The organism is Microbacterium sp. NPDC055357 (assembly GCF_053644835.1).
In genome coordinates, this window is the sequence record NZ_JBSHLZ010000001.1 from 326,857 (window position 1) to 343,193 (window position 16,337).

At 68.7% G+C, this 16,337-nt stretch carries 12 protein-coding genes; 1 reads left to right on the plus strand and 11 read right to left on the minus strand.

The features are described 5' to 3' along the window. Positions 1–5: 5 nt before the first annotated feature. From ACWICD_RS01310 to ACWICD_RS01360, 11 genes are all read right to left on the minus strand, one after another. Positions 6–1,217 carry a nitrate/nitrite transporter gene (locus ACWICD_RS01310; protein ID WP_454139040.1) on the minus strand — a complete coding sequence of 404 codons (1,212 nt, stop codon included), beginning with the start codon at positions 1,215–1,217 and terminating at the stop codon, positions 6–8. Continuing rightward, positions 1,214–1,984: a respiratory nitrate reductase subunit gamma gene (gene narI, locus ACWICD_RS01315; RefSeq protein WP_376129195.1), complete on the minus strand. Its 771-nt coding sequence runs from the start codon at positions 1,982–1,984 to the stop codon at positions 1,214–1,216. Before narI ends, ACWICD_RS01310 begins: the two co-directional genes overlap by 4 nt. Continuing rightward, positions 1,984–2,604, minus strand: coding sequence for a nitrate reductase molybdenum cofactor assembly chaperone (narJ, locus tag ACWICD_RS01320; protein ID WP_454139041.1), 621 nt, complete (start codon positions 2,602–2,604; stop codon positions 1,984–1,986). Before narJ ends, narI begins: the two co-directional genes overlap by 1 nt. Continuing rightward, a complete protein-coding gene (gene narH, locus ACWICD_RS01325; protein ID WP_376129198.1) occupies positions 2,601–4,277 on the minus strand; it encodes a nitrate reductase subunit beta in 1,677 nt (558 codons plus the stop codon). The genes narJ and narH overlap by 4 nt, the downstream gene beginning before the upstream one ends. After that, the gene (locus ACWICD_RS01330; RefSeq protein ID WP_454139042.1) at positions 4,277–7,978 is read right to left on the minus strand and encodes a nitrate reductase subunit alpha; all 3,702 of its coding nucleotides are present in this window, start codon (positions 7,976–7,978) and stop codon (positions 4,277–4,279) included. The genes narH and ACWICD_RS01330 overlap by 1 nt, the downstream gene beginning before the upstream one ends. 42 nt (positions 7,979–8,020) lie before the next feature. After that, the gene (locus tag ACWICD_RS01335; protein ID WP_454139043.1) at positions 8,021–8,821 is read right to left on the minus strand and encodes an HpcH/HpaI aldolase family protein; all 801 of its coding nucleotides are present in this window, start codon (positions 8,819–8,821) and stop codon (positions 8,021–8,023) included. Next, on the minus strand, positions 8,806–9,591 hold the full coding sequence (locus tag ACWICD_RS01340; protein WP_454139044.1) for a 2-keto-4-pentenoate hydratase: 786 nt from the start codon (positions 9,589–9,591) through the stop codon (positions 8,806–8,808). The genes ACWICD_RS01335 and ACWICD_RS01340 overlap by 16 nt, the downstream gene beginning before the upstream one ends. 230 nt (positions 9,592–9,821) lie before the next feature. Beyond that, positions 9,822–10,988, minus strand: a complete 1,167-nt coding sequence (gene hpaD, locus ACWICD_RS01345) for a 3,4-dihydroxyphenylacetate 2,3-dioxygenase (protein ID WP_454139045.1) — start codon at positions 10,986–10,988, stop codon at positions 9,822–9,824. A gap of 29 nt (positions 10,989–11,017) precedes the next feature. After that, positions 11,018–12,568 (minus strand): 5-carboxymethyl-2-hydroxymuconate semialdehyde dehydrogenase, encoded by a 1,551-nt coding sequence (gene hpaE / locus ACWICD_RS01350; protein WP_376129205.1) that lies wholly within the window; start codon positions 12,566–12,568, stop codon positions 11,018–11,020. 25 nt (positions 12,569–12,593) lie between these two features. Beyond that, entirely contained in the window at positions 12,594–13,274 is a 681-nt protein-coding gene (locus tag ACWICD_RS01355; RefSeq protein WP_376129212.1) for a GntR family transcriptional regulator, read from the minus strand. A 41-nt stretch (positions 13,275–13,315) separates the two neighbouring features. After that, positions 13,316–14,812: a fumarylacetoacetate hydrolase family protein gene (locus ACWICD_RS01360; RefSeq protein ID WP_376129207.1), complete on the minus strand. Its 1,497-nt coding sequence runs from the start codon at positions 14,810–14,812 to the stop codon at positions 13,316–13,318. 104 nt (positions 14,813–14,916) lie between these two features. Between ACWICD_RS01360 and ACWICD_RS01365 the strand changes: the two genes are divergently transcribed. Beyond that, positions 14,917–16,305, plus strand: coding sequence for an MFS transporter (locus tag ACWICD_RS01365; RefSeq protein WP_376129209.1), 1,389 nt, complete (start codon positions 14,917–14,919; stop codon positions 16,303–16,305). Positions 16,306–16,337: the final 32 nt, after the last annotated feature.

Sequence of the window (16,337 nt, forward strand, 5' to 3'; positions counted from 1 at the left end):
ATCGCTCAGGGACGACGCTGCCGCGAGCGGGCTCCGAGGAAGATCGTGAAGGCGAGCGCCACGATCGCCGTCGCGCACAGCAGCAGGAGTCCCGTCGTATAGCTGTGCGTCGCCGTGTCGTACGTCGCACCCATCACCAGCGGCGGGAAGTAGCCGCCGAGGCCGCCCGCCGCCCCGACGATGCCGGTCACGGATCCGACGCGCTCGGCGGGAGCCCGCTGCGCGACCCACGTGAACACGGCTCCGGTCCCCAGCCCCAGGAAGACCGCCATCCCGACGAAGGTCGCCCCGGCGAGCAGCTCGGGAGGAGGTTTGAGCGAGATGACGACCGCCATGACGGCCGCGCCGCCGAGCGAGATGCCCAGGATCGTGGCGGGACCGATCCGGTCCGAGAGCCATCCGCCGATGGGACGCGCGACGACGGCGGCGATCGCGAATCCCGCCGTGCGCGCACCCGCGTCGGCGAGGTCGAAGCCGTACACCTCTTTGAGGTAGGTCGGCAGATAGGTCGAGAAGGCGACGAAGCCGCCGAACGTCACGGCGTACAGGAAGGCCATCTGCCAGGTGACGGCGAGCTTGCCGGCACCCGCGAGCTTGGGCACGACGCGGTCGCGATTGGGTTTCCACGCGGGGGAGTCCTTCATCCCGAACCACACGATGACGGCGACGACGAGCAGCGCGCCCGCGATCGCGATGTGCGTCGCGGTGTATCCCCACCACTGCACCATCCGCGGTGTGAAGAACGCCGACAGGGCCGTGCCGCCCATTCCCGCGCCGAACAGGCCCGTCGCGAAGCCGCGTTTGGCGGGCGGATACCACGCGTTGACGAACGGGATGCCGATCGCGAACGTGGTCCCGGCGATGCCGAGCACGAAGCCGACGACGATGAGCAGGGCGTACGAGCCGGACTCGCCCGCCCACAGCACCAGCAGCACGGGGACGGCCGAGATCGCGGTGAAGATCGTGAACATGGCGCGGCCGCCGAAGCGATCGGTCAGAGCACCCGTGACGATGCGCCCCAGCGACCCGACGAGCACGGGGGTCGCGATGAGGACCGACAGCTGCGTCGGGGTGAGGTCGAGCTCGTCGGCGTACCTCACCCCGAGCGGGCCGATGATGTTCCAGGCCCAGAAGGTCATCGTGAAGGCCAGCAGCGCCAGTCCCAGGTTGCGCCCGCGGCCGGGCAGCGCGTCGGCGGCGGGCGCCGGGGCGCTCATCGACGTCTCCGTCGGCTCGGTCGGCGCTCGCCGCGATCGGGGGTCCCGATGGGCGCCCAGGCGCGTTTCGTCGCGCCCGCGGTCGTCGGGCGTGCATCTCGGGAGCGGTAGACGATGTAGGGGCGGAAGAGATAGTGCACGGGTGCGGTGAAGGCGTGCACGAGCCGCGTGAAGGGCCAGATGATGAACAGCGCCATGCCGATGAGCGTGTGCAGGTGGAACGCGAAGGGCGCAGCCGCCATCGCCTCGATCTGCGGTTGGAAGACGAACAGCGACCGGAACCAGGGCGACACCGTCTCGCGGTAGTTCTGGTCGGGATGCGGGTCGAAGACGCTGATGACGGTCGTCGCGAGCCCGGCGACGATCGCCGCGAGGAGCACGACGTACATCAGCTTGTCGTTCTTCGTCGTGGCCATGAAGACGGGCCCCGTCGTGCGGCGCCGGTAGATGAGGATGCCGATGCCCACGAACGTCGCGAAGCCCGCGACGCCGCCCAGACTGAGGGCGACGACGTGGTACGTGTCCTCGGTCACGCCGGCCGCCGCTGTCCAGGACTCGGGGATGACCAGCCCGATCACGTGGCCGATCACGACGACGAGGATGCCGAAGTGGAACAGCGGCGACCCGATTCGCAGCAGCCGCGATTCGTACAGCTCCGAGGAGCGGGTCGTCCAGCCGAACTGGTCGTAGCGGTAGCGCCAGATCAGGCCGCCGACGAGGATCGCCACCATGATGTACGGCAGGATGCCCCACAGGAACAGATCCATCAGCGCCCTCCGCTCGCCATCGGCAGGAGTCTCGGGTCGTACGCGTCCAAGCCCACGGTCTCCGTCGGCGGGCCCTGGGCGGCCATCGCCATCGCCTGCTGCCGGTCCTGCGGCGACCGTCCGGGCAGCGTCGCGCAGACCGCCGCGACGACGCCCGCATACGGTGATGCGCGCTCGGCGAGGGCGAGGCGGATGAGCTCGAGGCTCGCGCGGTACTCCTGCAGAACCGCTGCCCCCGCTTCGGGCCTGCTGCCGGCGAATTCCAGCACGAGGGGCACGTGATCGGGCAGCTCGCCCGTGCCCGAGATCTCCAGGCCCTGCTCACGGAAGCGGCGCTTGAGGTCGGCGAGAACCTGTCCGCGCCGACGCGTGTCGCCGTCGGTCCAGTACGACAGGTACAGCGCGTGCCGCTTGGACATGTCGAACGTGTCGACATAGGAGGTCTGCACGGCCTCGGGCGTCGAGGCATCCCACCACTCCAGCAGGGGAGCGAAGGAGGCGGATGCACCCCGCGCCGACTCGTCGAGCGCGCGGCGCACGACCTCCCGCAGGGCGAGGATGTCGTCGTCGGGATAGCTCAGCACGATCGAGGCGGCCTGATAGACGACGGCGCGATTCATGTCGGCGTCCCGCCGTCGGCGCCGCGCTCGGGGAACAGCCCGTCGGGGCTGCCGTTGCCGTCCCAGTTGAGCAGGTTGACGCGACCGCGCAGCTGTTCGCCGCTGGCCATCGCGCCGGAGGTCTGTCGCTCCTGCAGCGCCTGGAAGGTCTCGACCGCGACGGGGGTCGGCAGGCCGCTCGCCTCGCCGAACGGTCCCGACGCGCTCTCGTACGGGCCGCCGTCGAAGTCGAGCGAGCAGCCGAGCTCCTCGAGCTCGTGCGCCTGCTCGTAGTGGGCCGTGGGAATGACGTACCGGTCCTCGTATTTCGCGATCGCCAGCAGCCGGTACATCGCGTAGATCGATTCGCCGTCCATGCCGACCGACGCGGGGATCGACTCGTCGAGTTCGCGCTCGAGCGTCATGTCGCGCAGGTACGCGCGCATCGCGGCGAGCTTGCGCAGCACCTCCGTCACGACGGCGGTGTCGCCGGCGGTGAACATCTCGGCGAGGTATTCGACCGGGATCCGCAGCGCCTCGATCGCGCCGAACAGGGTGCCGGCCGACTCGGCGTCGTGGCCCTGCTCGCTCAGCAGGTCGACGATGGGCGACAGCGGCGGGATGTACCAGACCATCGGCATCGTGCGGTACTCGGGGTGAAGGGGCAGCGCGACCTTGTGCTTCTTGGCGAGGATGTAGACGGGGGATCGGCGCGCGGCATCCATCCAGTCGTCGGGGATCCCGTCTGCGCGAGCCTGCGCGATGACCTCGGGGTCGTCGGGGTCGAGTATGAGATCGAGCTGCGCTTCGTACAGGTCGCGTTCGTCGGGGGTCGCGGCGGCGGCGGTGACCCGGTCGGCGTCGTAGAGGAAGAGCCCGAGGTATCGCAGGCGCCCCACGCACGTCTCGGAGCACACCGTCGGCAGGCCCACCTCGAGCCGCGGATAGCACAGGGTGCACTTCTCGGCTTTGCCGGTCTTGTGGTTGAAGTAGATCTTCTTGTACGGGCAGCCCGTGATGCACATGCGCCAGCCGCGGCAGCGGTCCTGATCGACGAGCACGATGCCGTCTTCGCTGCGCTTGTAGATCGCCCCCGACGGGCACGACGCCATGCACGACGGGTTGAGACAGTGCTCGCAGATTCGCGGCAGGTAGAACATGAACGTCTGCTCGAACTGGAACTTGATCTTGTCCTCGGACTCGCGCCGCACCTTCTCGACCATCGGATCGAGATGGCCCATCTCGGTCGCGCCGCCGAGGTCGTCGTCCCAGTTGGCCGACCACGTTATCTGGGTGTCTTCGCCCGTGATGAGAGACTTCGGCCGCGCGACGGGAAAATCGTCGCCGAGCGGCGCATCGATGAGGGTGCGGTAGTCGTACGTCCAGGGTTCGTAGTAGTCCTCGAGCTTGGGCTGCACGGGCGACGAGAAGATCGTGAGCAGCCGGCTGAGCCGGGAACCCGTGCGCAGCTTGAGGCGTCCGCGCTTGGTGACGGTCCACCCGCCGCGCCAGGTCTCCTGGTCCTCGTACCGTCGCGGATACCCCTGCCCCGGTCGGGTCTCGACGTTGTTGAACCACACGTACTCGGTGCCGGCCCGGTTGGTCCAGGCCTGTTTGCACGTGACCGAGCAGGTGTGGCATCCGATGCACTTGTCGAGGTTCATCACCATGCCCATCTGGGCCATGACACGCATCAGTAGGTCACCTCCTGGCTGCGACGGCGGATCGTCGCCGTCATGTCGCGCTGGTTGCCCGTCGGGCCCAGGTAGTTGAACGCGTACGAGAGCTGCGCGTATGCGCCGATGAGGTGCGTCGGCTTCACGAGCAAACGCGTCACCGAATTGTGGATGCCGCCGCGCCGGCCCGTCGCCTCGGATTTCGGCACGTCGATCGTGCGCTCCTGCGCGTGATGCACGTAGACGACGCCTTCGGGCATTCGGTGCGAGACGATCGCGCGGGCGACGAGAACGCCGTTGGAGTTGACGCACTCGACCCATTCGTTGTCGGCGGCGCCGATCGCCGCGGCATCCGCGGGGCTCATCCACACGGTCGGCCCGCCGCGCGAGAGCGACAGCATGAACAGGTTGTCCTGGTACTCCGAATGGATCGACCACTTCGAGTGCGGCGTGAGATAGCGCACGACCACCTGCTGACGTCCGTCGGGCCCGAGCTTGGGCTCGCCGAACAGGCGGTGCATGTCCAGCGGTGGTCGGTAGATCGGCAGGGCTTCGCCGAGATCGCGCATCCAGTCGTGGTCGAGGTAGAAGTGCATGCGTCCCGTCAGGGTGTGGAAGGGCTTGAGCCGCTCGATGTTGACGGTGAAGGGGGCGTAGCGCCGGCCGCCGGTCTCGGACCCCGACCATTCCGGTGAGGTGATGACGGGCATGGGAGCGGCCTGCGTCATCGCGAAGGTGATGCGCTTCTCCTCCGACCCCTCGGCGAGATCGTGCAGCTTCTTGCCGACCCGCTTCTCGAGCGTCGTGAAGCCCTGCACCGCGAGTTCGCCGTTGGTCGTGCCCGAGAATGCCAGGATCGCCTCGGCCATCTTGACGTCGGTGTCGATCGCGGGCCGCCCGTCGCCCGCGCCGCCGAGCATGACCCCGTTCTTCTGCGCCAGGAGTCCGACCTCGGCCGACACGTCGTAGGTGACGTTCTTGATCGTGAACCCGGCGCTGTCGGCGAGCGGTCCGACCGTCGCGAGCTTGTCGGCGACCGCCGTGTAGTCGCGCTCGACGACAGCCAGCGCCGGCATCGTCTTGCCCGGGATCGGCGGAACCTCACCGCGCGCCCAATCGCGCACGACGCCACCGGGCTGCGCCGTCTCTCCGGGGGTGTCGTGCTGGACGGGCACCGACACGATGTCGCGGCGCACACCGAGGTGCGTCTTGGCCATCTCGGAGAATTCGCGCGCGACCGCGTGGAACAGGTCGAAGTCGCTGCGCGCCTCCCAGGGCGGGTCGATCGCGGGGGTGAAGGCGTGCACGAAGGGGTGCATGTCGGTCGACGACAGGTCGTGCTTCTCGTACCAGGTGGCGGCGGGAAAGACGACGTCGGAGAGCAGCGTCGTCGACGTCATGCGGAAGTCGGCCGAGACGAGCAGATCGAGCTTGCCCTCGGGGGCCTCGTCGCGCCAGGCCACCTCTTGCGGCCGGATGGTCGCCTCTTCGGCGCCCATCACGTTGTGGTGGGTGCCGAGCAGGTGCTTGAGGAAGTACTCGTTGCCCTTGGCCGATGAGCCCATCAGGTTCGACCGCCACAGGGTGAGCAGACGGGGCCATGACGAGGGCGCGTCGATGTCGGAGATCGCGGTCTTGAGGGTGCCGTCGACGAGCCGCGACGAGACATAGGATGCGGCATCCTTCGCTTCGCCCGCATCGACGGCGGCAGCGGCCTCATCGGCCAGATCGAGCGGGTTCGCGTCGTACTGCGGATAGAACGGCATCCACCCCAGGCGCGCGGACTGCGCGATCGTGTCCGCGGTGTGCATGCCGGTGAGGTTGCCCTCGTGCAGCGGTGAGGCCAGCGCATCCGCGGCGTATCCGTCGAAGCGCCACTGGTCGGTGTGCATGTACCAGTAGGCCGTGCCGATCATCGTGCGCGGCGGGCGCGCCCAGTCCAGGGCGTTCGCGAGCGACAGCCAGCCCGTGATGGGGCGGCACTTCTCCTGGCCGACGTAGTGGGCCCAGCCGCCGCCGTTGCGCCCCATCGCGCCGGTGAGGATCAGCAGCGCGAGGATCGACCGATACGTCGCGTCGCCGTGGAACCACTGGCAGATCCCGGCGCCCATGATGATCATCGTGCGGCCGTTGGACTCGGCCGAGTTCTGCGCGAGCTCGCGCGCGATGCGCGTGCACGCCTCGGCGGGAACGCCCGTGATGTCCTCCTGCCACGCGGGGGTGTAGGGGGTCGAGGCGTCGTCGTAGCCCGTCGGCCAGTCGCCCGGCAGCCCGTCGCGGCCGACGCCGTACTGCCCGAGCATGAGGTCGAGCACCGTCGTCACGAGCACGCCGTTCACCCGGGTCGCCGGCACTCCGCGGCGCAGCACGTCGCCCGAGCCGTCGGGGGCGTCGAACCGGGGGAAGAGCACCTCGGTGGGCTCTTCCGCGACCTTCGCGTCGCGCACCGACAGCGCCGGCAGCACGTCGCCGAGGTCGAGGTTCCACCGGCCTTCGCCCGACTCGGCATAGCGGAACCCCAGCGAGCCGTTCGGCACGCGCGGCTCGCCCAACGCGGCATCCAGCACGACCGTCTTCCAGGCGTCCTCGGGCGCCGTCTCGCCGAGGTCGGCGGCCGTGAGGAACTTGCCGGGCACGAGACCGCCGCTCGCGTGCGGCACGAGCGTGATGAGGTGCGGCAGGTCGGTGTAGGTGCGGGCGAAGTCGACGAAGAACGGCACGCGCTGGTCGACGTAGCGCTCCTTGAGGATCACGTGCCCCATCGCCATCGCCAGCGCCGCGTCGGTGCCCGCCTGGCAGGGCAGCCACTCGTCGGCGAACTTCGTGTTGTCGGCGTAGTCGGGCGAGACCGTCACGACCTTCGTGCCGCGGTAGCGCACTTCGGCCATCCAGTGCGCGTCGGGGGTGCGCGTGACGGGCACGTTCGAGCCCCACATCATGAGGTAGGTGGCATCCCACCAGTCACCCGACTCGGGCACGTCGGTCTGGTCGCCGAACACCTGGGGGCTGGCGACCGGCAGATCGGCGTACCAGTCGTAGAACGACGTCATGACGCCGCCGACGAGCTGGGTGAATCGCGTGCCGATGCAGTGCGACACCATCGACATGGCGGGGATCGGCGAGAACCCGGCGACCCGGTCGGGACCGTACTCCTTGATCGTGTGGACGTAACCGGCCGCCACGAGCTCGACCGCCTCGCGCCACGATGCCCGTACGAGACCGCCCTTGCCCCGCGCGCGCTGGTACTTCTGCCGGGTCTCGGGATCTTTCGTCACTTCGCCGAAGGCGAGGACGGGATCGCCCGTGCGCGCCTTCGCTCTGCGGTACTCCTCGAGCAGAACACCGCGCACGTACGGGTAGCGCACGCGCGTCGGCGAGTAGGTGTACCACGAAAAAGCAGCCCCGCGGGGGCAACCGCGGGGCTCGTATTCAGGGCGATCGGGGCCGACCGACGGGTAGTCGGTCTGCTGCGCCTCCCACGTGATGATGCCGTCTTTGACGTAGACCTTCCACGAGCACGAGCCCGTGCAGTTGACGCCGTGCGTCGAACGGACGACCTTGTCGTGGCTCCAGCGCTCGCGGTAGAACGCGTCTCCTTCGCGCCCGCCCTCACGGAACACGGCACGCCCGTCGGATGTCTCCTCCCACCGCGTGAAGAACCTGCCGACCTTCAGCAGAGCGTCGGAAGCCGGACCGTCAACACCGATGGCGGGCGTCATGCCCCGGACGATATCGGAACCGTGGGGTCAGTGGAAGAGGCTTCAGTACGAGGCGCGCTCCCCTTCGCCGCCCGCGCTCCACCGTGCGGCGAGGGCTTCGGATCCGCGAGCGAGCAGCGCCACGTCGGCGCCGACCAACACGAAAGCGGCGCCCGCATCGAGGTAGGACTGGGCGGCGCCCGGGTCGAAGGCGTTGACGCCGACGGGCTTTCCGGCGGCGTTCACCGCCTCGAACGCGCGGTGCACACCGGCGACGACGTCGGGATGCGTCTGCTGTCCGAGAAGACCCATGGATGCCGCGAGGTCGCTCGGGCCCACGAAGACGCCGTCCACCCCGTCGACCGCCGCGATCCCGGCAGCGGCGTCGACACCGGCCGCCGTCTCGATCTGCACGTACAGCGAGACGTGGTCGTCAGCGTTCGCGAGGTAGTCGTCGATGCGGTTCCAGCGGGCCGAGCGCGCGAGCGCCGACCCGACGCCCCGTCGGCCGCGTGGCGGATACCGCACGGCCTCGACGACCTCGCGGGCTTCGTCGGCCGACGAGATCATCGGCACCAGAAGGTTCTGCGCACCGAGGTCGAGCACCTGCTTGATCGTCACGACGTCGCCGATCGGCACCCGCACGACGGGAGTCGCCGGGTACGCCGACACGGCATGCAGCTGCGCGAGTACGGATTCGAGCCCGTTGGGGGAATGCTCCATGTCGATCAGCAGCCAGTCCAGGCCAGAGCCGGCGCCGATCTCGGCGACCAGCGGCGAGCCCGAGCAGATCCACATGCCCGCGAGCGGGCGCGTGGCTTCGCCGAGCCGGTCGCGGAAGGTCGGTGTCAGACGAAGCGGCATTCGATGACTCCCATCGGTCCGTAGTCGCAGCGCACCTCGTCGCCGCGCGACACCCACATCGGGCGCGTGAACGATCCCGCGAGGATGATCTCGCCCGCCTCGAGACGCGCGCCGTGCTGGTGGAACTTGTTCGCGAGCCACGCGACGCCCGTCGCGGGGTGCCCGAGCACGCCCATCGCGACACCCGTCTCGATGATCTCGCCGTTGCGCGCGAGCACGCCCGGCACCCAGCGCAGGTCGATCTCGTCGGGGCGCTTGTGCACGTCGCCGAGCACCATGGCGCCGTACGCGGCGTTGTCGGCGATCGTATCGACGATCGTGCGCCCCTCCATCTCGATGTGCGAGTTCAGCACTTCGAGCGCGGGCACGGCGTAGTCGATCGCGGCGAGCGCGTCCTCGAGCGTGCAGTCCGGGCCCGCGAGCGGCTCTTTCAGCACGAACGCGAGCTCGACCTCGATGCGGATGTTCGAGAAGTGGTCAGCGGGGATGTCCGCGCCCGTCGCATACACGGTGTCGTCGAACATGACGCCGTAATCGGGCTCGGTGATGCCGGTGGCATCCTGCATGGCCTTCGACGTCAGTCCGATCTTGCGGCCCACGAGGCGGCGCCCGGCCGCGATGCTCTTGTCACGCCACACGCCCTGGATCGCGTAGGAATCCTCGATCGTCGCGTCGGGGTAGCGCGCCGTGATCCGCGGGATCACGCCGTGCGTGCGATCTGCTTCGGCGAGTTCGTCCGCGATCGCGGCGATCACTTCTGGGTCCAGCATCCGTCCTCCTTGGTGTTCATCGCGTCCACTGGTCTCTCCACCGGTCCCTGAGCTTGGTGGTCCCTGAGCTTGGTGGTCCCTGGGCTTGGTGGTCCCTGAGCTTGCCGAAGGGTGGTCCCTGGGCTTGGTGGTCCCTGAGCTTGCCGAAGGGTGGTCCCTGAGCTTGGTGGTCCCTGAGCTTGCCGAAGGGTCGACGCTTCGGCAAGGCTCAGCGACCGGACTGGTGGGGCTCAGAGCTGGTTGCCCAGCTTGAACTCGCCCTTCTTGTAATCGGGCATCGACTCCTCGCCCTCGTCGCGTCGCGTGTAGGAGAACCCGTCGGCGCCGATCGTCGCTGCCATCTCGCTCTCTTCCTCGCGCGCGACCAGCGGCTGCGGATTGCCGTCGAGGTCGAGCACGAGCGACGCCTCGGTGTACCACGACGGAACGACGGGGTTGCCCCAGAAGTCGCGGCGCTGGTTGTCGTGCACGTCCCACGTCACGACGGGGTTGTCGGGGTCGCCGGTGTAGTAGTCCTGCGTGTAGATCTCGACGCGGTGCCCGTCGGGGTCGCGCAGGTAGAGGTAGAACGCGTTCGAGACTCCGTGCCGGCCCGGTCCGCGTTCGATGCGATCCGACTGCCGCAGGGCGCCGAGCTTGTCGCAGATGGCGAGGATGTTGTGCTTCTCGTGCGTCGAGAAGGCGACGTGGTGCATGCGAGGGCCGTCTCCGCCGGTCATGGCGGTGTCGTGCACGGTCGGCTTGCGACGCATCCATGCCGCGTAGACCGTGCCCTCTTCGTCCTGGATGTCCTCCGTGACGCGGAAGCCGAGGTCCTGCATGAACTTCACGGCACGCGGCACGTCGGGGGTCACCTGGTTGAAGTGGTCCAGCCGCACGAGCGCACCGGGCGTGTACAGGTCGTAGCGCCAGGCGAGCCGCTCGACGTGCTCGACGTCGTGGAAGAACTCGTACGGGAAGCCCAGCGGATCGGTGACCCGCACGGAGTCGCCGATGCCCTTCGTGAAGCCCTCGGGATTGCGGCGCACGTCGCAGCCGAGCTCTTCGTAGAACGCGACCGCCTTGTCGAGGTCCTCCGGCGTGCGCACGCGGTACGAGAACGCGGCGACGGCGGCGACGGGGCCCTGGCGCAGCACGAGGTTGTGGTGGATGAACTCCTCGAGCGAGCGCAGGTAGACGGCGTCGTCGTCCTCGGCCGTCACGGTGAGGCCGAGCACGTCGACATAGAAGTCGCGCGAAGCGGCGAGGTCGGTCACGACGAGCTCCATGTAGGCGCACCGCAGGATGTCGGGCGCCGGCGCGGAGGGGGTCGGGACGGGATCGTCGGAGTGGATCGGCGCCTCCTGGCTCACGAAGAAGCCCGAGGAGGTCAGGGTCATGTCGTCACGGTGGGTCATGTCAGCTTCCTTGCTTGTCGTGTCGGATGTCAGGACTCGGCGTCTTCGGACGCCTCGGTGATCTCGGCTTTCGGCGACTGCTTGCCGAACGTCGGGTTGTGCACCTTGCCGAGCGTGATGTGCACGGCCTGCTGGTCGGTGTAGAAATCGATCGAGCGGTAGCCGCCTTCATGGCCGAGGCCCGAGGCCTTGACGCCGCCGAACGGCGTGCGCAGATCCCGCACATTGTTGGAATTGAGCCAGACCATGCCGGCCTCGATCGCCTGCGCGAAGTTGTGTGCGCGCTTGAGGTCGTTCGTCCAGACGTAGGCCGCGAGGCCGTACCTCACACCGTTCGCGAGTTCGAGCGCCTCCTCGTCGGTGTCGAACGGCGTGATCGCGACGACCGGCCCGAAGATCTCCTCCTGGAAGATGCGGGCATCGGATGCCACGTCGGCGAACACCGTCGGAGCGACGAAGTTGCCCGTGTCGAAGCCCTCGGGGCGGCCGCCGCCGGCGACGAGCCGGCCCTCGGACTTGCCGATCTCGATGTAGGACATGACCTTGTCGAAGTGCTCGGGGTGCACGAGCGCCCCCACCTCGGTCTCGGGCTCGTGCGGGTAGCCCACGACGACGCGCTTCGCCTGCGCGGCGTACCGCTCGACGAACTCGTCGTACACCTCGCGCTGCACGAGGATGCGGCTGCCTGCCGTGCAGCGCTCGCCGTTGAGCGAGAACACACCGAAGATCGTCGCGTCGATCGCGGCGTCGAGGTCGGCATCGGCGAAGACCACGGCGGGGGATTTGCCGCCCAGCTCCATCGACAGCCCCTTGAGGTACGGCGCGGCGTTGCCGAAGATCAGCTGCCCCGTGCTGCTCTCGCCCGTGAACGAGATGAGCGGCACGTCGGGGTGCTTCACCAGCGCGTCGCCGGCCTCTTCGCCGAGCCCGTTGACGAGGTTGAACACGCCCTTCGGGAGTCCGGCCTCTTCGAAGATTCCGGCCCACAGTGATGCCGACAGGGGCGTGAACTCCGCGGGCTTCAGCACGACGGTGTTGCCGGTGGCGAGAGCGGGTCCCAGCTTCCAGGACTCGAGCATGAACGGCGTGTTCCAGGGGGTGATGAGCCCCGCGACGCCGATCGGCTTGCGGTTGACGTAGTTGATCTGGCGGCCCGGCATTTTGTAGGTGTCGTCGGCCTGCGCGACGATCAGGTCGGCGAAGAACCGGAAGTTCTCGGCCGCCCGCCTCGCCTGTCCGAGGGCCTGCGTGATCGGCAGCCCGGAGTCGAACGATTCCAGCTCGGCGAGTCGCGCATCGCGGGACTCGACCAGGTCGGCGATGCGGTGCAGGATCCGCGACCGCTCGCGCGGCAGCATCCGCGGCCAGGGTCCTTCGCGGAATGCGCGGTCGGCGGCGGCGACGGCGCGGTCGATGTCGGCCTTCTTGCCCGAGGCGGCCTGCACGTAGACCTCGTTCGAGACGGGGTCGAGCACATCGAAGGTGTCGCCGTCTCCCGAGTCGACGAACTCGCCGTCGATGTAGTGCTGGATGCGGTCGGGCAGGTCGGTGGGGACGTGGCGCGTGACGGTGTCGGTCATGGGATTGCTCCTTCGCGGGAGGGGGTCAGAATGCCGGGAGCCCGAGGCTCTCGTCGGGGTGTTCGTGTGTCATGTATGCGTCGAGGGTGGCCGAGCGGTGGCGCCGCGCGGTCTTCTCGATCTCGTCGAGCGGGGCACCCGTCTCGATGAGGTGGAGGATGTCCTCGTGCTCGCGGACGGATTGCGCCGCGCGGCCGGGGACGAAGCTGAACGTCGAATCGCGCAGGTGGCCCAGGCGCGCCCATTCGCCGCGCACGAGATCGGTCATGCGCGGATTGGGGCACGTCGAGAACAGGACGGTGTGGAAATCCTGGTTGAGTCGCGTGAAGGCGCGCGGATCGAAATGGTCGAGCGTCTCGATCATGAGCTCGTTGATCGACCGTGCCTGGCGGATGTCCTGGACACTCAGGCTGCGCGCCGACAACGCCGTCGCCGCACCCTCGAGGATCGACAGCGCGTGCATGCTGTACCGGTACTGCGAGTCGTCGACCATCGAGACGCGTGCGCCGACGTTGCGCTCGAACATCACGAGGCCCTCGGCCTCGAGGTGGCGGATCGCCTCGCGCACGGGCACGACGCTCATGTCCAGCTCACCGGCGATCGTGCTGAGCACGAGGCGGTAGCCGGGCGTGAACTCCTGGCTGGCGATGCGCTCCTTGATCCACCGGTACGCCAGCTGCGACTTGCTGGGCTGCGCTTCCTGCAGCCCCGTCGTCTCCTGACGGCTCGCCGACGCCTCTCGGAGCGTCACGATCCGCTCACCGCCGCGTCGTACCGTGCGCGCCACTCGGCGTTCATCGGGAAGAGGCCCTCAATGGGGTGTCCCTCCGCGACGCGCGCGGCGACCCACGCATCTTCGTCCTCCTGCGCGAGCGCCGCGTCGGCGACCTCTTCGGCCAGGGCGGGAGGGATCACGATGACTCCGTCCGCGTCGCCGACGATGACATCGCCCGGCTGCACGGTCGTGCCGCCGCATCCGATCGTGATGTCGTGGTCCCACGGCACGTGCTTGCGGCCGAGCACGGCCGGGTGCGCGCCGGTCGTGTAGACGGGGATGCCGACCGCCGTGACGGCGTCGATGTCGCGCACGCCGCCGTCGGTCACGATGCCGGCTGCCCCTTGGGCATGGGCGCGGATCGCGAGGATGTCGCCGAGTGTGCCCGAGCCGCTCTCGCCGCGCGCCTCGATGACGATGACCTCGCCGTCACGGACGGCGTCGAACGTGCGCTTCTGCGCGTTGTATCCGCCGCCGTGGCTCTTGAAGAGGTCTTCGCGGCTCGGGACGAACCGCAGGGTCTTGGCCGTGCCGACGATCTTGGCCTCGGGATGCAGGGGCCGCACGCCGTCGATCGTGACGTTGTTGAGCCCACGCTTGCGCAGCTGCTGCGAGAGGCCCGCGACGGGCACGCGCTCGAGCTTGGCGCGGAGTTCGGGCGAGAGGGTGGGGGCATCGGCGGGCGGCAGGCCCGCGGCTTCGCGCGAACCCCACGCCTCGGCGCGCTGCGTGTCGTCGACGGCCGGCAGCGAACCGAGCTCGGCGTCGAACGGCATGTCACCCGCGACGACCGTCGTGACCAGGCGACCGGTCGTGAGCCCCGCGTCGGGCGCGTCCACCTCGATCTCGACGACGTCGCCGGGCTCGATGACGGAAGATCCGGCCGGCGTTCCGGTCAGGATGACATCGCCCGTTTCGAGCGTGAAGTGCTGCGACAGGTCGGCGACGAGCTGCGTCAGGGGGAAGATCATCCCGGCGCTCGTGTCATCCTGCGCGATCTCGCCGTTGACCCACGCGCGGACACGGAGGGCATCGGGCGTCACGGCGCGCGCGTCGATCCGGTCGGGACCGATGGGCGTGAAGCCGTCGCCGCCCTTCGAGCGGACGTTGGAGCCCTTGTCGTTCGCGCGCAGGTCGTAGACGCCGAGGTCGTTGGCCGCCGTGACGAAGGCGACGTGGTCCCAGGCCTCGTCGATCGAGACGCGACGCGCGGGGGCGCCGATCACGAGCGCGATCTCAGCCTCGAACGCGAGCAGCTCCGTGCCCGCGGGGCGCTCGACCGTGCCGCCGCTCGCGGCGACCGAGCTGGACGCCTTGAAGAAATAGGACGGGTGCGCGGGGCGCCGACCCCGCTGATCCGCGCGTGAGGCGTAGCTGAGGTGAATGGCGATGATCTTGCCCGGGCGGACGGGCAACGCGGCGAACCGGGGGTCTTCGTTCCGGGTTCCGCGTGCGATGTTGTCAGTCATGAGCTCCCTCGCTCTTGCGTCGTATCCGAAATCGTATATGATTCGTCGGAAAGGGGCAAGCGAGGATCCTTGCCCGACATCGACGTCACACGGGAGCATCGACGATGAGCACACCAGAACAGGACCGCGCCGGGGGCTTCACCCCCACCGGCACCATCGCGTCACACAAAGACCGCCGACGCGTCGTCTTCGCGACGGTCGTCGGCACGACCGTCGAGTGGTACGACTTCTTCGTCTACGCCTCGGCGGCGGGCCTCGTCTTCGGCCAGCTCTTCTTCGAGGGCCTCGGTGCGAACAGCCTGCTGATCTCGTTCGCGACCGTCGGCGTGAGCTTCTTGTTCCGCCCGCTCGGCGCGTTCCTCGCGGGACACTTCGGCGACAAGTACGGCCGCAAGTTCGTGCTGATGGTCACCCTCATCCTGATGGGCGCGGCGACGACCCTGATCGGTGTCCTTCCCACGTTCGAGATGATCGGCATCGCCGCTCCGATCCTGCTCATCCTGCTGCGCATCCTGCAGGGAATCTCGGCCGGTGGCGAGTGGGGCGGTGCCGTGCTCATGGCGGTCGAGCACGCACCCCGGACCCGTCGTGGCATCTTCGGCGCCGCTCCGCAGATCGGCGTGCCGCTCGGCCTCCTGCTGGCCTCGGGCATCATGGCGCTCATGGCGATCATCGCGCCCGGTGACGCGTTCCTCGAGTGGGGATGGCGCATCCCGTTCCTGCTCAGCATCGTGCTGATCGTCATCGGCTACTACGTGCGTCGCAAGGTCGAGGAGAGCCCGGTGTTCACCGAGCTCGCCGAGCGCAAGGAGAAGGCGCAGATGCCGATCGTGCAGCTGTTCAAGCGCCACCTGCTGCTCGTGATCATCGCCGCACTCGTCTTCGCGGGCAACAACGCCGTCGGCTACATGACGACCGGCGGCTACATCCAGGGCTACGCGACGAACCCCGAGGGTCCGCTGCAGCTCGAGCGCGGTCCCGTGCTGTGGGCTGTCACCGGCTCGGCCGTCACGTGGCTGCTCTCGACGCTGTTCGCCGGCTGGATCGCCGACAAGATCGGCCGCCGCACGACGTACCTCATCGGCTGGGTCCTGCAGCTGGGCGGCGTGTTCGCGCTCTTCCCGCTCGTCAACACGGGCAACGTCGGACTGCTCTTCGCGGGCCTGGCGATCCTCACGATCGGCCTCGGCTTCACCTATGGCCCGCAGGCGGCTCTCTACTCCGAGCTCTTCCCCGCCAGCATCCGCTTCTCGGGTGTGTCGATCTCGTACGCGATCGGCGCGATCGCCGGTGGCGCCTTCGCACCGACGATCGCCCAGTGGCTCGTGCAGACGACCGGCACGACAGACTCGGTCACCTGGTACCTGGCCGGCATGACGGTCATCGGGCTCATCGCGACGCTGCTGCTGCGCGACCGCTCGGGCATTCCGCTCGGACCCGACCACGAGGAAGAGCAGTCGGTCAGCCCGATCTACGGGCTGTCCAAGGCGTGAGCCGACCCGTAGCCTGACGACAGCGAGGAGGA

Excerpts from the sequence above, each read along its gene's own strand:
- ACWICD_RS01310 (WP_454139040.1), bottom strand. The coding sequence starts at position 1,217 with ATGAGCGCCCCGGCGCCCGCCGCCGACGCGCTGCCCGGCCGCGGGCGC.
- narI (WP_376129195.1), bottom strand. The coding sequence starts at position 1,984 with ATGGATCTGTTCCTGTGGGGCATCCTGCCGTACATCATGGTGGCGATC.
- narJ (WP_454139041.1), bottom strand. The coding sequence starts at position 2,604 with ATGAATCGCGCCGTCGTCTATCAGGCCGCCTCGATCGTGCTGAGCTAT.
- narH (WP_376129198.1), bottom strand. The coding sequence starts at position 4,277 with ATGCGTGTCATGGCCCAGATGGGCATGGTGATGAACCTCGACAAGTGC.
- ACWICD_RS01330 (WP_454139042.1), bottom strand. The coding sequence starts at position 7,978 with ATGACGCCCGCCATCGGTGTTGACGGTCCGGCTTCCGACGCTCTGCTG.
- ACWICD_RS01335 (WP_454139043.1), bottom strand. The coding sequence starts at position 8,821 with ATGCCGCTTCGTCTGACACCGACCTTCCGCGACCGGCTCGGCGAAGCC.
- ACWICD_RS01340 (WP_454139044.1), bottom strand. The coding sequence starts at position 9,591 with ATGCTGGACCCAGAAGTGATCGCCGCGATCGCGGACGAACTCGCCGAA.
- hpaD (WP_454139045.1), bottom strand. The coding sequence starts at position 10,988 with ATGACCCACCGTGACGACATGACCCTGACCTCCTCGGGCTTCTTCGTG.
- hpaE (WP_376129205.1), bottom strand. The coding sequence starts at position 12,568 with ATGACCGACACCGTCACGCGCCACGTCCCCACCGACCTGCCCGACCGC.
- ACWICD_RS01360 (WP_376129207.1), bottom strand. The coding sequence starts at position 14,812 with ATGACTGACAACATCGCACGCGGAACCCGGAACGAAGACCCCCGGTTC.
- ACWICD_RS01365 (WP_376129209.1), top strand. The coding sequence starts at position 14,917 with ATGAGCACACCAGAACAGGACCGCGCCGGGGGCTTCACCCCCACCGGC.